Source organism: Zobellella iuensis (assembly GCF_016746085.1).
GTDB classification, from domain to species: Bacteria; Pseudomonadota; Gammaproteobacteria; order Enterobacterales; family Aeromonadaceae; genus Oceanimonas; species Oceanimonas iuensis.
The window spans coordinates 160878-179941 of the sequence record NZ_JAERTZ010000012.1 but is presented as its reverse complement, the minus strand read 5'-3'; the positions used below and the strand labels follow the sequence as shown (position 1 = coordinate 179941).

At 61.8% G+C, this 19064-nt stretch carries 17 protein-coding genes; 8 read left to right on the top strand and 9 right to left on the bottom strand.

Annotated elements, in window-relative coordinates:
- The gene (locus JKV55_RS04505; protein WP_202082608.1) at positions 1 to 351 is read left to right on the top strand and encodes a DUF3613 domain-containing protein; all 351 of its coding nucleotides are present in this window, start codon (positions 1 to 3) and stop codon (positions 349 to 351) included.
- 9 nt (positions 352 to 360) lie between these two features.
- On the opposite strand, the gene JKV55_RS04500 is transcribed toward JKV55_RS04505, so the two are convergent.
- The 8 genes from JKV55_RS04500 to JKV55_RS04465 form a co-directional block, all read right to left on the bottom strand.
- A complete protein-coding gene (locus JKV55_RS04500; RefSeq protein WP_202082606.1) occupies positions 361 to 1098 on the bottom strand; it encodes a response regulator in 738 nt (245 codons plus the stop codon).
- A gap of 126 nt (positions 1099 to 1224) precedes the next feature.
- On the bottom strand, positions 1225 to 3888 hold the full coding sequence (locus JKV55_RS04495) for a PAS domain-containing protein (RefSeq protein WP_202082604.1): 2664 nt from the start codon (positions 3886 to 3888) through the stop codon (positions 1225 to 1227).
- Between the two features lie 9 nt (positions 3889 to 3897).
- Entirely contained in the window at positions 3898 to 4371 is a 474-nt protein-coding gene (locus JKV55_RS04490; RefSeq protein ID WP_202082603.1) for a prepilin peptidase, read from the bottom strand.
- A 311-nt stretch (positions 4372 to 4682) separates the two neighbouring features.
- Positions 4683 to 5513 (bottom strand): helix-turn-helix transcriptional regulator, encoded by an 831-nt coding sequence (locus JKV55_RS04485; RefSeq protein WP_202082601.1) that lies wholly within the window; start codon positions 5511 to 5513, stop codon positions 4683 to 4685.
- Positions 5514 to 5598: 85 nt separating this feature from the next.
- On the bottom strand, positions 5599 to 7563 hold the full coding sequence (locus JKV55_RS04480) for an acetoacetate--CoA ligase (RefSeq protein WP_202082599.1): 1965 nt from the start codon (positions 7561 to 7563) through the stop codon (positions 5599 to 5601).
- The gene (maiA, locus tag JKV55_RS04475) at positions 7564 to 8193 is read right to left on the bottom strand and encodes a maleylacetoacetate isomerase (protein ID WP_202082597.1); all 630 of its coding nucleotides are present in this window, start codon (positions 8191 to 8193) and stop codon (positions 7564 to 7566) included. It abuts the gene before it with no gap.
- Positions 8180 to 9166 (bottom strand): fumarylacetoacetate hydrolase family protein, encoded by a 987-nt coding sequence (locus JKV55_RS04470; RefSeq protein ID WP_202082595.1) that lies wholly within the window; start codon positions 9164 to 9166, stop codon positions 8180 to 8182. Before JKV55_RS04470 ends, maiA begins: the two co-directional genes overlap by 14 nt.
- A gap of 423 nt (positions 9167 to 9589) precedes the next feature.
- Positions 9590 to 10723 carry a homogentisate 1,2-dioxygenase gene (locus JKV55_RS04465; RefSeq protein ID WP_202082593.1) on the bottom strand — a complete coding sequence of 378 codons (1134 nt, stop codon included), beginning with the start codon at positions 10721 to 10723 and terminating at the stop codon, positions 9590 to 9592.
- A gap of 196 nt (positions 10724 to 10919) precedes the next feature.
- On the opposite strand from JKV55_RS04465, the gene JKV55_RS04460 reads away from it, so the two are divergent.
- The 6 genes from JKV55_RS04460 (at position 10920) to JKV55_RS04435 (ending at position 17933) form a co-directional block, all read left to right on the top strand.
- Positions 10920 to 11369 carry a MarR family winged helix-turn-helix transcriptional regulator gene (locus tag JKV55_RS04460; protein ID WP_202082591.1) on the top strand — a complete coding sequence of 150 codons (450 nt, stop codon included), beginning with the start codon at positions 10920 to 10922 and terminating at the stop codon, positions 11367 to 11369.
- A gap of 49 nt (positions 11370 to 11418) precedes the next feature.
- Positions 11419 to 12957 carry a sigma-54 interaction domain-containing protein gene (locus tag JKV55_RS04455; protein WP_202082589.1) on the top strand — a complete coding sequence of 513 codons (1539 nt, stop codon included), beginning with the start codon at positions 11419 to 11421 and terminating at the stop codon, positions 12955 to 12957.
- A 196-nt stretch (positions 12958 to 13153) separates the two neighbouring features.
- The gene (locus JKV55_RS04450; protein ID WP_202082587.1) at positions 13154 to 13717 is read left to right on the top strand and encodes an OsmC family protein; all 564 of its coding nucleotides are present in this window, start codon (positions 13154 to 13156) and stop codon (positions 13715 to 13717) included.
- A 121-nt stretch (positions 13718 to 13838) separates the two neighbouring features.
- Complete coding sequence (locus JKV55_RS04445) at positions 13839 to 16538, top strand: cation-translocating P-type ATPase (RefSeq protein WP_202082585.1); 2700 nt, start codon at positions 13839 to 13841, stop codon at positions 16536 to 16538.
- Positions 16535 to 17029, top strand: coding sequence for a SixA phosphatase family protein (locus tag JKV55_RS04440; protein ID WP_202082583.1), 495 nt, complete (start codon positions 16535 to 16537; stop codon positions 17027 to 17029). The genes JKV55_RS04445 and JKV55_RS04440 overlap by 4 nt, the downstream gene beginning before the upstream one ends.
- A 49-nt stretch (positions 17030 to 17078) precedes the next feature.
- Positions 17079 to 17933: a CHAD domain-containing protein gene (locus JKV55_RS04435; protein ID WP_202082581.1), complete on the top strand. Its 855-nt coding sequence runs from the start codon at positions 17079 to 17081 to the stop codon at positions 17931 to 17933.
- Between the two features lies 1 nt (position 17934).
- Here JKV55_RS04435 and JKV55_RS04430 read toward each other — a convergent pair whose 3' ends face one another.
- Positions 17935 to 18492: a DUF2939 domain-containing protein gene (locus tag JKV55_RS04430; protein ID WP_202082579.1), complete on the bottom strand. Its 558-nt coding sequence runs from the start codon at positions 18490 to 18492 to the stop codon at positions 17935 to 17937.
- 167 nt (positions 18493 to 18659) lie between these two features.
- Between JKV55_RS04430 and JKV55_RS04425 the strand changes: the two genes are divergently transcribed.
- Positions 18660 to 19052, top strand: coding sequence for a SpoIIAA family protein (locus JKV55_RS04425; protein ID WP_202082577.1), 393 nt, complete (start codon positions 18660 to 18662; stop codon positions 19050 to 19052).
- The last annotated feature ends 12 nt before the right edge of the window (positions 19053 to 19064 follow it).

Genomic DNA, 19064 nt, shown 5'->3' with positions numbered 1-19064 from the left:
ATGCCTCTTAATCGGGGCAGTGAACGGACTCCCTTTGTTGAAAACTTGATTCATTTAACTGGTGAAGATATGGGCATAAAATCCAACGTTTTGGGCGTGGCTCTGTCGGTTCTGGCTGCGGGGGTCGGTGCGAATACTCATTCGGATCGTATCGGGGCATTCGGTGATGGTGCCCGCTCGCAAACCGAACGCTGGTTACAGCTGCAGCGAGAAGGAAATGCCGGATCCACACAGCCACAGGCGGCTACGCCTGCCGAACGAGAGCTGGCCAGTCAGCGCTGGCTGGACAGTTACAAACATTCCATCCCCGCGTTTTTCGAGCAGGGTGTGGAAGGGAGCGTTGGAAAATAGCAATATTGACTACTGCCTGGAGAGCGAAAGTGCTAGCTGGGTGCGATTACGCATTTTGGTGAGACGGAGTATCTGGGATACATATAGTTTAACCGTGTTCTCACTGATCTCTAAATCGATGGCTATCTGATAGTTGGTCATCCCTTTACCTATCAACAGTGCGACAGCTTGTTGGCGGGGAGATAGTTTATCCAGTAGTTCCTGACTGGCAGCAGAAGAGCCGGCTACTTCAGGCTCGGCGAGCATGGCATTATTCTGTAACAACGATACATCCTGTTTAATGCTGTCCATAAAGTCAGAGAGTTGATGCAGTTTTGTATTTATTTTTTCCATAAACAAACTGCTGGTTTCCTGTTGGATGCTGTTTTTCAGTTTTTCTACACCCTTTAAAACTTCTCCCATGTCCAGCGGCTTTGAATAATAGTCGGAGATGCCTGCCCTTAAGGCGCTGATCACATCTTCTTTCTCGGAACGCCCGGTGAATAATACGGACTTCAACGGACGTTGTTCTTCGGCAGCCAGGTTCAGCAGAATTTTAAGTAGTTCCAGTCCATTTTTCCCCGGCATGTGTAGGTCACTGAGTACAATGCAAATATCCTTGTGTTGTTCAAACAGCAGGGTGGCGTTTTCGGCATCGTGACAGGAGATACACTCGAAATCATGATCGGTGAAAAATTCGGATAGCTCTTCCGTGATCAGAGGTTCATCATCAACTATCAATATGGTGTTGAACTGCATCTTATCCATGGAATCGTCCATTTACTTAATTTGGTATTATGCTTTTCAGTATAGCTCTTTATTGATATATATAAAGTACTTCAGCTCCTAAGTTGGGTGAGGTCCAAGGTCTATTTTAGAATGCTTGTTTTGTTTTTACGCTTTATTGAATGGAATCCTTATGGTGAACAATGCCCCATTGTCAGCGTTTTCCGCTGTTAATGACCCCTTCATCTGTTCGATAATACCAAAGCTGACCGGTAAACCAAGCCCCGTGCCCTGGCCGGCAGGTTTGGTTGTGAAAAAAGATTCAAAAATATGTTTCAGGTGATGTTCGGGTATGCCACCACCATTGTCTTCTACCTGAATAAGCAGTTGATTTTCTGCTGTATGCACGACTATGTTGATCAGGCCAGAAAGATTATCATCCAACTCTTGCCGTTGTGCGATAGCGTCTCTTGCATTGACCAATAAGTTAATCAATACTTGCTCAAGTTGATCCTGATGCCCAAGTATCATTGGAGAGGGTTGACTGGAAACATGAATTTCTATGTTGTTTTTTATTAAAGTATCCCGGGTAAGGGAGAGGGCTCCATCTATTGCATGCTGAGGATCAAAAAGAGTCATCTCCAGAGCCGAACGACGGCCGAAAAATCTAAGGTGCTCTATTATTTTTGCACTTCTTATGATTTGATCTTCTATTCTGTTTAATTTCGACTTGATATAATCTTTGTTACATCCATCATTATTTATTTTCCTCAGTAGATTGGTTAAAGATATCCTCATTACGTTGAGAGGCTGGTTCATTTCATGTGCCAAGGTCGTGGCCATTTCACCTATAATCGCCATTTTTGCACTTTGGTACATTTCCAGCCTGGCGTTGTATACTTCAGTATTGTCACGACCAACGGCTTGTACTTCACTGAGCTTTCCGTGTTCATCAAAGACCCCTCGTTCTGCCCATACCACCCATATCGGTTCTCTGTTAGGCAAATGGAGGCATATCTCGGTGTTAATGATAGGCGTCTCTGAAGAAAGAGACGCTATGCGTTGGCGGAAAGCAGAAAGTTGTTCTTCTGACAGGAATTGTTTAAGATTGACGGTTGCTTCATTAAGAGAGTCGATACTCAAGTACGAAAGAAATAGATTGTTGGCAAAGGTGAGTTCGAGTTCGGTATTGTATCTACAAATGATGGCTGGTGAGTCCTCTACCAAGATGCGATATCTCTCCTCACTCTGGTACAGTTTTTCACCGGTAACAGTCGCATCGGTAACATCTATATACAGGCCAACTACTTCCTGAGGTTTTCCCAATTGATCATAGAGCAACTTGGCCTCATCCATAAACCAGTGGTAGCTTCCCTCGGCATCTATGAGGCGATAGTTGCAACTGACGACTCCATTTTTCAGTAACACCTTGTTTTTTTTATAAAATATATCCTTGTCATCCGGGTGGATACATTTTAAAAGTAGCTCACCGTTAAATTGCTCAGGATCCCATCCTAATAAGGTGTTAAGGCTGTTGCTGAAGAATACGTTTTCCAATGCACCATCATGATATTTTTGAAAATAAATGATGGCCGGCGCGTTGGCTATCAGTGAACGTATGCGTTCATTTGCTGCTGTTGCTTCCTGTTCATGATGTTGAATTTTATTTATATCAAGCAAGCTGCCGATGATACAGCCCGGGAGGCTAAAGGCATGAGGGGTGAAACTAAATTGAAACCATTGCGTGGAATCTTGTATTTTCAGCCTAATGCTTTGTTGAAATGATATTCCTCTTGTAGATGCATCACTCAACCGCTCTCTGAATTCATCCCGATCTGCAGGGTTAATAAGCTGAAAAAGGTCGTTGCGCGTACAATATTCAATTATTCCCAGTTTTTTTTGCATTTGCTCTGAAAATTGGAATGTGTCTCTGTTCGCGTCATACTCCCACCAGAAAACACCCTGCGACTGTGAGATGCAGTGATAGCGCGCTTTTTCATAATGGTAGTGGATTTCACTTATTTTAATGATTACCGAAGATAACAAGGTGTTAGCTATGCTTGCCCAGTCTTTTTCATTGACAAACTCAGTTTTACTTATGGGTGTTAATGTGGAGACTAACAGCCAGGCATCTACGCCATGTTGCCCGTGATATGGAATGGCGATGGTTTTGGATGTACCATTGTATACTGTTTCTTTAGGTATGGTTATCGGTTTTCCATTGTTTTTGTTATCAAGTAACTCGGACAAGGCTCTATTGTCTTGGTACAAAAAATAAGAGTTTGAATGGAAGGCTTGTTGATAGGGTTTCCATTGCCCATTATTATCTCTTGTCAGAACGGCTATACCAGGTAGCTGTAATAGTTCGGTGAGCTCGAACAAGCCATCTGACAATATCTTTGGCAGACTACCTGGGGAGCTGTTTGTTATTTTTTGAGCAGTGCACATAGCGTTGTTGAATAACTTAATCTTTAACTCTTTCTCATTGTTAAGCGTCACCAGTTTCGTATTATCAATGAGTATCAATTTCCAGCCTGTGTCCATTTTGTGCAGGCTTCCGTGCGTGTGGAGCAGATCTTTGCTCTTGGTCCTGAAACTGAAAGAAAGATGTTGGCCTTGCCATTGGCGAGGTTGTCGGTCTATCAAGGGTGTGGCAAGCAGTTCACTGAAATGTTGACAAGGTGCTGGTAACAAGGAGCTGAGTGTGCCATACATATTTAAAATATGACACTCATCATCCAAATGAAAAATGACACCAGGATGTGTGTGTTCTACATCCATGTCGGCCATTATGGCAGGCTTGTTCTTGCTAGTGAATAACCAGTTCTTCAAGATTAGTCCTTATATCAATAGCCAGGATGAAAACAAAAATCCGATGAATATAAAAGGAGCGTAGGGCGGGTCCTTTATATACTCCGGAGATAAATGGTTGACATTTTTTCTGATCAAGGCCGGTACTAATTGCCATATTTTATTGATGCTCAGGGCCCAGGCAAGCATGACCAGGCTGGCCAAGGCGAGGGTCCATAACAGATGCATCGGATCGGTGGCGAGGGACAGGGCCAACAGCATTTTTACGTCACCAGCCCCCAGCCTGCCCGTTAAATATCCCGGCAAGGTAATAAGCAGGGCGCAAATAACAGCGATGGCGGCTTGCATGGGGGACGCACCGATAAAGGTCGAGCCATCGACAAAAAGCCTGGCGAGCGCAATGGCGCAGACAGAAAGCGTCAGATAATTTGAAATTTTTTTCTGGTTTGCATCCTGCAGGGCACACAGACAGGCCCATAGCGCCAAAACGGGATAAACCATCATCCTGCTCCGCATCGCGATAACTTCCAATATAATGGCAGCAAATCCACAAAGGGTCCATTAGGCACCGCCAGTCGGCATTCCCTCAACGGCGTCTAAAATCCCCGCCCTTGCCAGAAAAGGCTTGGCCGGCGTCTTATTGCAAATCAGTTTCCTAAATAGCTGTTCCGAATAGTAGATCACTGTCGGCAGCGACTGGGTTCCGCTAAGCAGACCCTCCGCGCCAGGGATGGCGCGGCGGAGCCCCCAGGGATAGGTTCATGGCGTGTCTGCGTGCGGGGCCCGGTCGATGTAGCACTATTAGGATCAGTTATTTAGTCGTGCTCTTCTTCGGGCATCGTCCGGCTGTCCAGGGTGATCAGATGGTTCAGGAACATCTGGAAGAGATCGGCCTGGGAGCCCAGGTTGAGCTTGGCGTAGGCGCGCTTGCGGTGGTTCTTGACGGTGCCTTCGCCGATGCCCAGCCGCTCGCCGATTTCCCGGGAGCGGTGGCCGAGCAGCACCAGGCGCAGTATTTCCCGCTCGCGTCTGGTCAGCAGCCCGTCGCCCAGGCTGGCGAAGGCGAGCTCGATCCGCCCTTTCACGTCGTCCTGCCCCGGCGGTGCCGCCGACAGTTCGCCGGTGAGGGCGCCCCAGTGCTGCAGGCACAGGTTCTGGATCAGGGGCTCGAGCCGGTGCAGGGCGGCCAGTTGCTCCTGATCCGGGGCGGGCCGCCGGCCCAGCCGGCCGAGGGAAAACACCACAGTCACCTCGTCGTTGACCCGGCTGATGATGCCCACCTCGTCGCGCCAGCCGGTGTTCTGGTAGAAGCCCCGGTAATAATCGCTTTTGGTGAAGAAACGGGGAAACAGCTCGGACAGCAGGTAGACCCCCGGCGCCACGCCCGCCTGCACCGCCTGGTAGAAGGGGTCTTCCCGGTAGGCTTGGTGCAGGTAGTGCTCAAACAGCACCTGGCGCTGCTCGGTGAGGGAGTCGTAGAGATAGATGGGTTTGTGGCTCTGGCTGTAGCCCAGCACCAGGGCGCAGTCGAAGGGCAGCGCGGCCTTGATAAAGGCCACCAGGGCCCGGGGAAAGGCCGGGGTGCGGATGGCGGCCACCGCATCGGTCAGGGCGGGCAGCCAGGGCGGGGCGGGCTCCAAGTTCATACTCCGTGAGGGCAGGGATCAAGCCACAGCCTAGCAGGATTTTCCGCGCGAAAGGAGAGGGCCGGGAGCCGGGCTCCCGGCTCGGTCAGCGGGCCAGCTCGGGCAGGTCGCGAAACAGCGCCAGCGCCTCCGGGTTGGCCAGGGCGCCGATGTTTTTCACCGGCTCCCCGTGCACCAGGTTGCGCACCGCCAGCTCCACCGTCTTGCCCGACTTGGTCCTGGGGATATCGGCCACCGCCAGGATTTTGGCCGGTACATGGCGGGGGGTGCACTGGCGGCGGATCCGGTCGCGGATGGCGTGTTCCAGCTCCTCGGTCAGCGCTTCACCCGGGGCCATCTTCACGAACAACACCACCCGCACGTCGTTCTGCCAGTGCTGGCCGATCACCACCGAATCCTGGATCTGCTCGAACTGGCTGACCTGGCGGTAGATCTCGGCGGTGCCGATGCGCACTCCGCCCGGGTTGAGCACGGTGTCGGAGCGGCCGTAGAACAGCATGCCGCCGTGCTCGGTCAGCTCGACGAAATCCCCGTGGTGCCAGACCCCGGGCCAGGTGGCCCAGTAGGCGGCGTGGTAGCGGCTGCCGTCTTCGTCGTCCCAGAACCCCAGCGGCCGGTTGGGGAAGCTGTTGCGGCACACCAGCTCGCCCCGCCGGCCGACCAGGGGGTGGCCCTGGTCGTCGAACACCCGCACGTCCAGCCCCAGGCCGGGGCCCTGGCATTCGCCCCGGTACACCGGGCTGATGGGGTTGCCGAGCACGAAGCAACCGCAGATATCGGTGCCGCCGGAGATGGAAGCCAGCTGCAGATCCGCCTTGATATGGCGGTAGACGTAGTCGAACTGCTCCGGCGCCAGGGTGGAGCCGGTGGAGCAGAGGGTGCGCAGGGCGCCGAGATCGTGGCTGTCGGCCGGGTGGATATGCTGCTTCTCCAGCGCCTCCAGGTACTTGGCGGAGGTGCCGAACAGGGTGACCCCCTCCCGCTCGCTCCAGTCCCACAGCACGTGGCCGTCGGGGGCGAAGGGGGAGCCCTCATACAGCAGCAGGGTGGCGCCGCTGGCCAGGGCGGACACCAGCCAGTTCCACATCATCCAGCCGCAGGTGGTGAAGTAGAGCACCCGGTCGCCGGCGCGGATGTCCGAGTGCAGCTGGTGCTCCTTGAGGTGATTGAGCAGCATGCCGCCGGCGCCGTGGACGATGCACTTGGGCTGGCCGGTGGTGCCGGAGGAGTAGAGCACGTAGAGCGGCGCGTTGAAGGGCATGGGGGTATAGCGCGGCGGCTGGCCCCGGTGGCGTTCAAGCAGCTCGGGCCAGTGCAAGGCGCCGTCGTCCGGGCCCAGCTGGTGCCGGCCGATATAGGGGATCTGCACCCAGTGGCGCACGCTGTCCAGCGCCGCCACTATGTCCCTGGCCTTGGCGCTGGTGTCGTGCAGCTTGCCGTTGTAGCGGTAGCCGTCGGCGCTGAACAGCACCTTGGGCCGGGTCTGACCGAAGCGGTCGATCACGCTGTCGACCCCGAAGTCCGGCGAGGTGGAGGTCCAGACCGCACCCAGGGCGGCGGTGGCCAGCATGGCGATCGCCGTCTCCGGCAGGTTGGGCAGGTAGCCGGCCACCACGTCGCCGGGGCCTATGCCTTCGGCCTCGAGCCAGGCACGCAGGGCCGCCACCTGGGCTTCCAGCTCGGCCCAGCTTAGCCGCAGGTGTCCCTGGCCTTCGGCCTGGAACAGTATGGCGTCTTCCCGGGCGAAGGCGTGGGCCTGGGCCAGCAGGTTTTCGGCGAAGTTGAGTCTGGCCTCGGGAAACCACAGATCCTGCTCGGGGTTTTGGCCCCGTTGCAGCAATACTTCTCCCTTGTGGCCGATCACGCCGGCGAAGTCCCACAACCGGCTCCAGAAGGCCTCGGCGTTGCGCACCGACCAGGCGTGCAGGGCGGCGAAGTCGTCGATGGCCAGACCCTGCTCCCGGTTCAAGTCGTCGATAAAGCGCCAGAGCCGGCTCTGCTCGATGCGGGCAGGGGCGGGGCGCCAGAGGGGCTGATGATCGGTATTCATCTAGGCCTCCTGATGATGGTCGGGATGGGCGGCGGCGAAAGCCTCCAGCCGCTGGCAGGCTGCCTCTATGGCCACCAGTCGCGGGTAGGGCGCGAGATCCAGGCCGAAGCGGCGGGCGTTGTAGAGCTGGGGCACCAGGCAGATATCCGCCAGGCCAGGACGCTCGCCGCAGCAAAACGCGGAGCTTTCGCCGGCCAGTTGCCGCTCCAGGGCGGCCAGGCCCTGTTTCAGCCAGTGGTGATACCAGGCCAGCTTCTGCTGTTCATCGATGCCGAATTCGCCCACCAGGTATTGCAGTACCCGCAGGTTGTTGAGCGGGTGGATGTCGCAGGCCACCTGCAGGGCCAGGGCGCGGGCCCGGGCGCGTGCCAAGGCCCCGGCCGGCAGCAGGGCCGGCTCGGGAAAGCGCTCGTCCAGGTATTCGATGATGGCCAGGGACTGGCCGATAAGCCCCTCGCCGGTATCCAGGCTGGGCACCAGGCCGGTGGGGTTGAGGGCACGGTAGTCCTCGCCGCGCTGCTGGCCTTCCAGCAGGTTGACGGGGATGGCTTCGAAGTTTACCCCTTTCAGATTCAGCGCTATCCGCACCCGGTAGGCGGCGGAGGAGCGGGGATAGTCATAGAGCTTCATGTTTTACCACCCGCTGATCGATGGCGCCGAAGATGGAATGGCCGTCCTCGTCCAGCATCTCGATGCGTACCCGGTCGCCGAACTTCATAAAGGGGGTTTTGGCCTCGCCCTGGTCGATGATCTCCAGCATGCGCCGCTCCGCCAGGCAGCAGGAGCCGGTGCTGCGATCCACATTGGAGACGGTGCCCGAGCCGATGATGGCGCCGGCGCAGAGTGCCCGGTTGAAGCTGACGTGGGCCACCAGCTGGGCGAAGTCGAAGGTCATGTCGGTACCGGCGTCGGGCTCGCCGAACAGTTCGTCGTTGAGGTGCACCCGCAGCCGGCGGTGGACCTTGTGCTCCCGCCAGTGGTCGCCCAGCTCGTCCGGGGTTACCGCCACCGGCGAGAAGGAGGAGGCGGGCTTGGACTGGAAGAAGCCGAAGCCCTTGGCCAGCTCGTGGGGGATCAGGTTGCGCAGGGAAACGTCGTTGACCAGCATCAGCAGCCTGATATGGTCGCCGGCCCGCTCGGCGGGGGTGCCCATGGGCACGTCGTCGGTGATCACCGCCACCTCGCCCTCGAAGTCGATGCCCCAGGCCTCGTCCGCCAGGCGGATGTCCTCGCGCGGGCCGATAAAACCGTCGGACACGCCCTGGTACATCAGCGGATCCGTCCAGAAGCTGGCCGGCATCTCGGCGCCGCGGGCCTTGCGCACCAGCTCCACGTGGTTGACGTAGGCGCTGCCGTCGGCCCACTGGTAGGCCCGGGGCAGGGGCGAGGCGCAGGCGGCCTGGTCGAAGGGGAAGCTGTCGGCGCAGGCGCCCTCGTTCAACTGCCGGTACAGGGCCTGCAGCCTGGGTTCGGCCTCGGCCCAGTTGTCCAGCGCCGCCTGCAGGCTGGGGGCGATGGCCCCGGCCTGCACCGCCCGGCTCAGATCCCGGGACACCACGATCAACTGGCCGTCGCGGCCCTGTTTGAGAGAGGCTAGTTTCACAATAATCTCCTTAACTTCAATTTGTTGGCAAAGTTGTCTGAATACTTCGAAGAAGTCGGCCAAAGGGCCCGCTCCGCCGACACGCTGTAAATACCTCCTTGTACGCTCGCACATGCCATCCATGGCATGTGACGGTCGGCGGAGCGGCTCCCTTTGGCCTCCTTTCGGGCATTTGTGTTGCCTGCTCAAACCACTCTGCAAGTCTGTCAGTAGCTTGTGTAAGATGTCTTCCAGCTTCCAGCTTCCAGCTTCCAGCTTCCAGCTTCCCGCTTCCCGCTTCCCGCTTCCCGCTTCCCGCTTCCCGCTTCCCGCTTCCCGCTTCCCGCTTCCCGCTTCCCGCTTCCCGCTTCCCGCTTCCCGCTTCCAGCTTCCAGCTTCCCGCTTCCAGCTTCCAGCTTCCAGCTTCCAGCTTCCAGCTTCCAGCTAGCAGCCCTTCACCTGCCAGGAATTCACATAATCCGGGTTTTCCACCCCCTCGGGCAGTTCGGCCACGTCCAGCGGCAGCCGGGTGTCGATCATCACCGCCACCTCGTCGGTCTCGGTGCGGGCGTGCTTGGCGCCGGCGGCGAAGGCCTTGGGGTGGGGGCCATGGGTGAAGCCGCAGGGGTGCAGGGTGATCATGCCCGCCTCTATGTTGTCCCGGCTGAAGAAGTTGCCCTTGTGGTAGAAGATGACCTCGTCGTAGTCGTCGTTGTTGTGGTAGAAGGGCACCTTGAGCGCGCCCGGATCCGACTCTATGGGCCGGGGCACGAAGGTGCAGATCACGAAGCCGTCGGCGACGAAGGTGGTGTGGGCCGAGGGGGGCAGGTGGTAGCGGTGGCTCATCAGCGGGCGGATGTCGCGCCAGTTGAGCCGGAACACGGTGAGATCGCCCTTCCAGCCTCGGGCGTCCAGCGGGTTGAAGGGAAAGGTGATGCGGTTCATCTGCTCCCGGGCCTTGAGCAAGACCTGCCATTCGCCGGGCCGGGCGGCCTGGGCCCTGAAGGCGTCGTCGATGCGCGGGTATTCCAGCACCGCCGGGTCGAAGATGGCGTGGGCGCCCACCAGGCCGCGTTCGGCGTTCAGGTAGGAGCCGTTGCTGGCCTCTATCATCAGCAGGGTCACCGGCTCCTCGATCTCCAGCCGCCAGGTGGTGGAGCGGGGCAGGATCAGGTAGTCGCCATCGTGAAAGGCCAGCCGGCCGTAGTCGCAGTAGAGCCAGCCCCGACCCTGGTGCACGAACAGGCACTCGTCGCCGTCGCCGTTGCGCACCAGGTGATCCATGGAGTGCTCGCTCTTCCAGAGCCGCACCTTGACGTTGGCGTTGTGCAGCAGGGGGGCGGCATCCCAGGGGCTCTGGCCCGGCGGCGTCAGCCGGTTGGTGTCGAAGGCGCGGGGCCGCAGGGGGCCTTCCCAGGCGCTCCAGCCGGTGGGGGCGTGCTCATGGTACATATGGGTGGCCGGGCCGAAGAAGCCCTCCTTGCCGATTTCCCGCTCGAAGGTGCCCGCCGGCATGTCGCAGTGGGCCTGGCGCGAGGTGTCGCCCTCGCGGATGGGGAATTGGAACCAGTGACGCATTTGCCTGCTCTCCCTGAAATGATTTGGTTGCATTTGTTACTAATATCCATGGCTGCAATGGATATTTCAAGTGCCATTGTTAAAATATAGTAAATTAAGTGGGGTTTTTTCGGGGCGGTTCGCTTTTCGCTACGTGTTTCCGGCAGAAAATAGTTACACTGTTTTCATTTTCCGGCCCTAGACCGAAGGATGTGGCGTGGTACAGAAGAAAACACATTTCGTACTGGACGATTTCGTCCCCTACAAGCTGGTGCTGACCGCCGAACGGGTCGGCAGCCGGCTGGCCGAGCTGTATTCCAGGGAGTTCGGCATCAGCCGGCCCGAGTGGCGGTTGCTGGCCGCCATCGGCTACCGGGAGCAGGTGATCGCCCGGGATCTGTCGGCCATCAGCAGCATGGACAAGGTCAAGGTATCCCGCGGCCTGCAGGGGCTGGAGGACAAGGGGCTGATACAGCGCACCCCCATGCCGGAGGATCAGCGCGCCGCCCTGGTCAGGCTGACGCCGGAAGGGCAGGAGCTGTACCAGCGCATGGTGCCCCGGGTGCTGGAATGGGAAGCGAACCTGATCGACTGCCTGTCGGCGTCCGAATACCGGGATCTGGTCAACGGCCTGGATCGGCTGCTCAGGCGGCTGGACGAGTTGTAGCCCCGGCTGCCTTATACTTGGGGGAGCGCCCGTCACCGGAGGTCTCCCCATGCCCGCCACCGATCGCCCCGTCCTCGACCAGCGGCTGCTCGACGCCCTGGTGCATGGCCTGGCCGGCAGCTCGGGCCAGGCCTTTTTCGAGCAGCTGGTGCGGCAACTGGCGCTGATGCTCGGGGTCAAGGGCGCCTGGGTCACCGAGTGGCGGCCGGCCCGCCGCCGGCTGCGGGCGCTGGCGTTCTGGTTCGACGACCACTATATCGAGGACTACGAATACGACATCGGCGGCACCCCCTGCGAGCCGGTGATCAACCGCTGCGAGCCGACCCTGGTGGCGGAGCGGGTGATCGAACTCTATCCCCGGGACCCGGATCTGCCGGCCCTGGGCGCGGTCAGTTACCTGGGCCAGCCCCTGCAGGACGCCAACGGGGTGGTGCTCGGCCACCTGGCGGTGCTGGACGACAAGCCCCTGGCGGCCAGCGCCGCCCTGCTCTCGGTGTTCCGGCTGTTCACCGCCCGGGCCTCGGCCGAGCTGGCCCGGCTGTGGCGGGATCAGGCCCTGGCCGAGCGGGAGGCCCGGCTGCGCACCCTGGCCGCAGAGGCCCGCCAGCTGCGGGAGGACATCGCACTGTTGCAGGGCGAGACGGAGATCCTGGGCGAAAGCCCGCCCATGCGCCGGATGCGGGAGGAGCTGCGGCGGGTGGCGGGGCTCGACACCACAGTGCTCGTCAGCGGCGAAACCGGCACCGGTAAGGAGCTGGTGGCCAGCGCCCTCCATCGCCAGAGCGGGCGGGCCGGCATGCCCTTTATCCGGGTCAACTGCGCCGCCATCGCCCTGGGGCTGCAGGAGAGTGAATTCTTCGGCCATGAGAAGGGCGCCTTCACCGGCGCCCTGCAGCGCCGGGACGGCCGTTTCAAGCTGGCCGACGGCGGCACCCTGTTCCTCGACGAGGTGGGGGAGATGCCGCCGGATCTGCAGGCCAAGCTGCTGCGGGTGCTGCAGGAGGGAGAGTTCGAGCGGGTGGGCGGCGGCCGCACCGAAAAGGTGGACGTGCGCCTGATCGCCGCCACCCACCGGGATCTGGCGGCCATGGTGGCGGAGGGAAGCTTTCGCCAGGATCTCTGGTACCGGCTCAACGTCTTCCCGCTGCGGGTGCCGCCCCTGCGGCAGCGGGGCGACGATATCCTGCTGCTGGCCCGGGCCCTGCTGGCACGCTTCGCCCGCCGCCATGGCCTGCCCCTGCCGGAACTGACCGAGCAGGACGAGCGCCGCCTGCGCGCCTACCCCTGGCCGGGCAATGTACGCGAGCTGGAAAACGTGCTGGAGCGGGCGCTGATCATCAGCCCGGACGGTCGCCGGCTGGCCCTGGAGCGGGCCCTGCCCGAGGCGTCGCCACCACCTTTGCCCATGGAACCGGACGAAGCCGTCATCCTCACCGCGGCGGAGCTGGCGGCGCTGGAAAAGGCCAACCTGGAGCGGGCCCTGGCCCACTGCCAGGGCAGGATTGCCGGCCCCGACGGCGCCGCCGCCCTGCTCGGCCTGCATCCCAATACCCTGAGTTCCCGCCTCAAGGCCATCGGCCTGCGCTGATGTCCCCCCGATCTCGTGCCGGCAGCCCCGAATTATCGTGAAACACGAGATATCGGGACTTCCGTTGTGCCAGGGGTAAATAACAACCAATTGATTATAAAGTGAATTTTTCACCATCAACGGCTGGCACGGGGCTTGCGACAGTGAAAGCGAGGCGAACGCCATCGCCCAACCTGTGTAACCGAGGAGAAATGCCATGAACACCCACAGCCAGATGATCAACGGTCTCGACAAGGACCAGATGATGACCACCATCGCCGCCATCCAGCAGCAGCCGGGCCTGGCCCGCTTCCAGTTCCGGGCCCGCAACCGCTGGGTCAGCGGCGGTGAGAACCGCTCCAGCATCCAGGGCTTTTACGGTGCCGGCCAGGAGGACGATTCCCGTACCCAGCCCTTCCACTTCACCAACGGTGAGCCGCCGGTGTTGCTGGGGGCCAACGAGGGCGCCAACCCGGTGGAATACCTGCTGCATGCCCTGGCCGGCTGCGTGACCACCACCCTGGTGCTGCACGCGGCCGCCCGCGGCATCCGTATTCGCGCCCTGTCCACCGAACTGGAAGGGGATATCGATCTGCACGGCCTGCTCGGCCTGGACGACGGCATCCCCGCCGGCTACGAGCAGATCACCATCCGCATGAAGGTGGACGCCGACTGCAGCGACCGGGAGCTGGAGGACCTGATGGGCTATGCCCGCCAGCATTCGCCGGTGTGCAACACCCTCTGCCGGCCGGTGCCGGTCAGGCTGGAACGGGTCGCCTGACCCAGGCGGCCGGGCCCTGTCCGGCCCGGCCGCCACCCTCCTTGTGATATATCAAAGGCTTGTCATTACTATACTGCTAGAGTGGCTACAATGAATTGTGCACTGCAGCAAGAGGTAAGTGATGAGCCGAGGAACCACGGAAAACATCCCCCCTTCTTCCCCCCGCTGGCATAGCCAGCCGGGCGAGGCGGTGGCGGCCGGGCTGGACAGCCCCGAGCAGGGTCTGAGCCGGGCCGAGGCCGAAACCCGGCTGCACCGTTTCGGGCCCAATCAACTGCCCGGGGTGGCGCCCACGCCCTGGTGGCGCCGGTTGCTGCGCCAGTTCCACAACCTGCTGATCTACGTGTTGCTGGGCGCCGCCGTGCTGGCGGCGCTGATGCAGCACTGGGTCGACACCGGCGTGATACTGGCGGTGGTGCTGGTCAACGGTGTCATCGGCTATATCCAGGAGGGGCGGGCCGAGCAGGCGCTGCAGGCCATCCGCGCCATGCTGTCGGCCAAGGCCACGGTGATCCGCGATGGCGAGCGGCGGCGCATCGACGCCAGCGAGCTGGTGCCGGGCGACCGGGTCTGGCTGGCCGCCGGCGACAAGGTGCCGGCGGATGTCCGCCTGCTGCAAGCCAGCCGGTTGCAGGCCCAGGAGGCGGCCCTGACCGGCGAGTCGGTGCCGGTGTCCAAGGATGAGGCGCCGGTGGCGGAAGACGCCGACCTGGGGGACAGGCGCGGCATGCTCTATTCCGGCACCCTGATCACCCAGGGCCAGGGCATGGGGGTAGTGGTGGCCACCGGGGTGCGCACCGAACTCGGCAAGATCAACCGGCTGCTGGCGACGGTGGAGGAGCTGACCACGCCCCTGATCCGACAGATGGCCGGCTTCGCCAAGACCCTGACCCTGGTGATACTGAGCCTGGCGGTGCTGGTGTTCGTGCTCGGCCTGCTGCGGGGCCAGGATCCCCAGATGCTGTTTATGGCGGTGGTCAGCCTGGCGGTGGCCGCCATTCCCGAAGGCCTGCCCACTATCCTCACCGTGGCCCTGGCCATCGGCGTGACCCGCATGGCCCGGCGCCGGGCCATCATCCGTCGCTTGCCGGCGGTAGAAACCCTGGGGGCGGTGTCGGTGATCTGCTCCGACAAGACCGGCACCCTGACCCGCAACGAGATGATGGTGGCCAGCCTGACCCTGCCCGACGCCCGCTACCGGGTGGAGGGCAGCGGCTATGCGCCCGAGGGCGAGCTGCACCGGCTCGACGGTGTCGAACTTGCTTCCTCTGCCCTGGCTCCCCTGCTGCAGGCCTGCGTGCTGTGTAACGACAGTCGCCTGCTACAGGGTGGGCAGGGCTGGCAGGTGGAGGGGGATCCCATGGAGGGCGCCCTGCTGACCCTGGCACTCAAGGGGGGGCTGGAGCCGGCCGAACAGCAGCAGCGTTATCCACGCAGTGGCGAGATCCCCTTCGACTCCCGCTACAAATACATGGCCAGCCGCCACCGCCGGGAGGACGGTACCACTTTCCTGGTGGTGAAGGGGGCGCCGGACGTGCTGCTGACGCTATGCCGGGAAGAGCACGGCGGCCAGCCCCTGGATCAGGGCCGCTGGCAGCGGGAAATGGAAGAGATCGCCGCCGGCGGCCAGCGGGTGCTGGGGTTCGCCGCCCGGGCGCTGGCGGCCGACGAAGCCGAGGGCGAACTGCGGCACGAGCAACTGGAGCAGGGCCTGCAATTGCTGGGGTGGGTGGGGCTGATGGATCCGCCCCGGGACGAGGCGATAGCGGCGGTGGCCGAATGCCACCATGCGGGCATCCAGGTCAAGATGATCACCGGCGATCACGGCATCACCGCCGCGGCCATCGCCGCCCGGTTGGGGCTGCACAACAATGACGAGGCGCTGACCGGACGGGAGCTGGAGCAACTGAGCGACGCCGAGCTGTGCGAGCGGGTGGCGGAGGTGAATGTGTTCGCCCGTACCACGCCGGAGCACAAGCTGCGGCTGGTGCGGGCGCTGCAGGAGCGGGGCGCCGTGGTGGCCATGACCGGCGACGGCGTCAACGATGCCCCGGCGCTCAAGCGGGCCGACGTGGGGGTGGCCATGGGCCAGGGCGGCACCGAGGCGGCCAAGGAAGCCAGCGAGATGGTGCTGACCGACGACAACTTCGCCACCATCACCCGGGCGGTACACGAGGGGCGCACCGTGTACGACAACCTGAAAAAGGCCATCGTCTTCCTGCTGCCGGTCAACGGGGGGGAGTCCCTGTCCATCATACTGGCCCTGCTGCTGGCGCTGACCTTGCCGATAGAGCCGCTGCAGATCCTCTGGGTGAACATGGTCAGCTCCATTGGCCTGGCGATGGCCCTGGCCTTCGAAGCCAGCGAGCCCGGGGTGATGCGCCGTCCGCCCCGGGACCCTTGCGCCCCCATACTGTCCCGCTTCCTGATATGGCGCATACTGCTGGTGTCGATTCTGTTCACCATCGGCATCTTCGGGGTGTTCCAGTGGTCCCTGGCCGCCGGCCACGAGGTCGGTTACGCCCGCACCCTGGCGGTGAACACCCTGGTGGCCATGGAGGTCTGGTACCTGTTCAGCGTGCGTCACCTGTACAGCGAAAGCCCGGCCTGGACGGGATGGCGCAGCCTGCGGCCGGCCCTGCTGGCGGTGAGCGTGGTGCTGGCGTTGCAACTCTTCTTCACCTACACGCCCATCATGCAGTTCTGGTTCGGCACCCGGCCCCTGTCGGCGGGCCATGTGCTGCTGACCATAGGGATCGGCCTGGCGGTCTTCCTGGTGCTGGCGCTGGAAAAGCGACTGATCAAGATGGAGGCAAAATGAAACTGCTGACCCTGGTGCGTCATGCCAAGTCGAGCTGGGACGATGCCTCCCTGGCCGACCTCGACCGTCCCCTGGGTGAACGGGGCCGCAAGGATCTGCCGCTGATGGCACCTTTCGCCGCGACCCGGTTACCGCCGGTGGATCTGCTGCTGTGCAGTCCGGCGCGGCGGACCCGGGACACGGCCCGGGCCTTCGCCGCCGCCCTCGGCTATCCCGCGAGCGGCATGGCATTGGACGCCGGGCTCTACGAGGCGTCCGGCGCCAGCCTGCTGAGGCTGCTGCAACGCCAGCCGGCGTCGGTCGGCCACCTGCTGCTGGTGGGCCATATGCCCGGCCTGGGCGAGCTGAGCCGGATGCTGTGCGGCGGGCCGGACGACAAGTTTCCCACCTGCGCCGTGCTGCATATGGGGCTGAAGATCCACGGCTGGAGCGAGTTGCAGGCGGGCTGCGGCGAGCTGCTGTGGTACCGGACTCCGAAGCGGCTGGGCTGAGCTACACTTAGCCTCCGAACGGGCCAGGCCCGCACAGGGAGCCACACCCATGGGGTTTGAACTGGATCTGCGACAGTCCCTGGATCAGAGCCTGCGCGCCAATGCCGGCGACCTGCTGGAGCAGGCCGCCGCCGGCTTGCTGGGGGAACTCGAGCCGGACGAGGCGGTGCACGAGGCGCGCAAGAGCATCAAGAAGCTGCGCGCCCTGATGCGCCTGATCGAACTGCCCCTGGGGCGCCGGTTCCGTCCCTGCGATCGCTATTTCCGTGATATCGCCCGCAGCCTCGCGCCCCTGCGCGATGCACTGGTGCAGCGCCAGCTTCTGGAGCAGCTGGGGCGGCAACAGCCGGAACTGGCCGAGCTGACCGGCCGGCTATTGCCCCGGCTGCCGGCGGCCAGGGTGAAAAAGCCGGGCAAGATCCTCCGGCAGGCGGCGACGGCCCTGCTGGATGGCCGGGCGCGGCTGTCCCGCTGGCCGCCGTTCGAGCCGCGTTTTCGTACCCTGGGGGGGGGCTTTCGTACCGTCTACCAGCAGGCCCGGGAGCCGGCCTGGCAACTGCGCGGAGAGGAGCCGGCCGAGCCCTGGCACCAGTGGCGCAAGTGGGTGAAATACCATGGCTACCAGCTGCGGCTGCTACAGCCCCTGGCCCCGGACTGGCTGCAGCCCAGGGCACTGCAACTCAAGGAGCTGGGGGAATGGCTGGGCGATGAGCACGATCTGGGGGTGCTGGCCGCCTTGCAACTGCGCCATGCCCCGGAGCTGACGGGAGGGGCTGTGATGGCCGTTATCGGCGAGCGGCGCGCCCGGCTGCGCCGGCAGGCCCTGCAGGGGGGGCGGGCGCTGTTCGCCGACGAGCCCGGGGAGCTGAGCCAGCGCCTCAAGCGACACTGGCGGCGGGACTAACTCAGTCCAGGGGCAGCACTATGGCGGTCAGCTTCCAACCCAGGCCGCGGCGGCTCAGGATGAACTCGGCCTGCTTGCCGCTGTCGTCGGTCATGGTGACCACGAAATGGTTGAGCGAGCGGTAGCCCATGGCGGCGTCGGAAAAGGGTTTTCGGCGCTCGGGCCCGGGCTTGCCGGTGTCGTTTCCGTTGCCGGCGGGCGGCGGCTCGCTGCGGGGAATGCCCGGTGCCGGCGTTTCGCCCCGCATCAACTGCTCTATGCCGGCCGGGGTCACATAGGTATCCACCAGGCCGTCCACCACCACGTTGGCGAAGGCGGCGCCCAGGGCGGCCAGGGGATTCTGCCGGATGTCGTCGCCCAGCTCGCGCAGCATGCGCGCGTTCAACTGATCCTTCAGGCTCTGGCGCACGCTGTCGAATTCCACGTGCTCGGCCAGGGCCCGGCCGTCGCGGTTGTCGGCCGCCTCGCGGATCTGGTAGACGGTGATCCAGGGGGCGGCCACGCCGTAGCCGAGGGCCAGCACGGCGGCCAGGACAAAAACAAGCTTCAGGGTGCGCATGGGGAAAGACTCCGATAGGGGCGAGACGCCAAGGCTGCCGCTAATTGCCGCCGCTGGCAAGAGCAAAAACTGACGGAGATCAAGGACTCCCCCGCTTTCCGGCGCAACATAACCGGAGCGTGGGTCCATACTTAGGGCTGACCGCAATCACCGAAGGAGAACACCTCATGTTGGAAGCACACGGCATGGCCGTCGAGATGCAAAAGCAGGACGAGCACACCCTGTATCTGACCATCAAGATCTACGGAGACATCGCCTACGACGACTTCAGGGAGATGGAGCAGCAACTGGAGCAGACCCTGGCCACCATGGATAGCCCCAGGATCAAGGCGCTGGTGGACATGATCGACTTCAGCGGCTGGGAAGCCAAGGCGTTATGGGAAGATATCCAGTTTACCCGCAAGCACGGCGACGACTTCAGCAAGCTGGCGATAGTGGGGGTGGATCTCAAGGAAAAGCTGATGGCCATGGTGGTCGACTGGTTCATGTTGAGCAGCCAGGTGCAATACTTCGAGAGCCTGGATGAGGCCAGGACCTGGCTGGATCAGGAAGAGCCCTGAACGACTTCTTTC

Coding starts and splice junctions, on each gene's coding strand:
- JKV55_RS04440 (WP_202082583.1), top strand. CDS start 16,535: ATGAAACTGCTGACCCTGGTGCGTCATGCCAAGTCGAGCTGGGACGAT.
- JKV55_RS04430 (WP_202082579.1), bottom strand. CDS start 18,492: ATGCGCACCCTGAAGCTTGTTTTTGTCCTGGCCGCCGTGCTGGCCCTC.
- JKV55_RS04445 (WP_202082585.1), top strand. CDS start 13,839: ATGAGCCGAGGAACCACGGAAAACATCCCCCCTTCTTCCCCCCGCTGG.
- JKV55_RS04450 (WP_202082587.1), top strand. CDS start 13,154: ATGAACACCCACAGCCAGATGATCAACGGTCTCGACAAGGACCAGATG.
- JKV55_RS04485 (WP_202082601.1), bottom strand. CDS start 5,513: ATGAACTTGGAGCCCGCCCCGCCCTGGCTGCCCGCCCTGACCGATGCG.
- JKV55_RS04505 (WP_202082608.1), top strand. CDS start 1: ATGCCTCTTAATCGGGGCAGTGAACGGACTCCCTTTGTTGAAAACTTG.
- maiA (WP_202082597.1), bottom strand. CDS start 8,193: ATGAAGCTCTATGACTATCCCCGCTCCTCCGCCGCCTACCGGGTGCGG.
- JKV55_RS04465 (WP_202082593.1), bottom strand. CDS start 10,723: ATGCGTCACTGGTTCCAATTCCCCATCCGCGAGGGCGACACCTCGCGC.
- JKV55_RS04480 (WP_202082599.1), bottom strand. CDS start 7,563: ATGAATACCGATCATCAGCCCCTCTGGCGCCCCGCCCCTGCCCGCATC.
- JKV55_RS04490 (WP_202082603.1), bottom strand. CDS start 4,371: ATGATGGTTTATCCCGTTTTGGCGCTATGGGCCTGTCTGTGTGCCCTG.
- JKV55_RS04425 (WP_202082577.1), top strand. CDS start 18,660: ATGTTGGAAGCACACGGCATGGCCGTCGAGATGCAAAAGCAGGACGAG.
- JKV55_RS04500 (WP_202082606.1), bottom strand. CDS start 1,098: ATGGATAAGATGCAGTTCAACACCATATTGATAGTTGATGATGAACCT.
- JKV55_RS04455 (WP_202082589.1), top strand. CDS start 11,419: ATGCCCGCCACCGATCGCCCCGTCCTCGACCAGCGGCTGCTCGACGCC.
- JKV55_RS04435 (WP_202082581.1), top strand. CDS start 17,079: ATGGGGTTTGAACTGGATCTGCGACAGTCCCTGGATCAGAGCCTGCGC.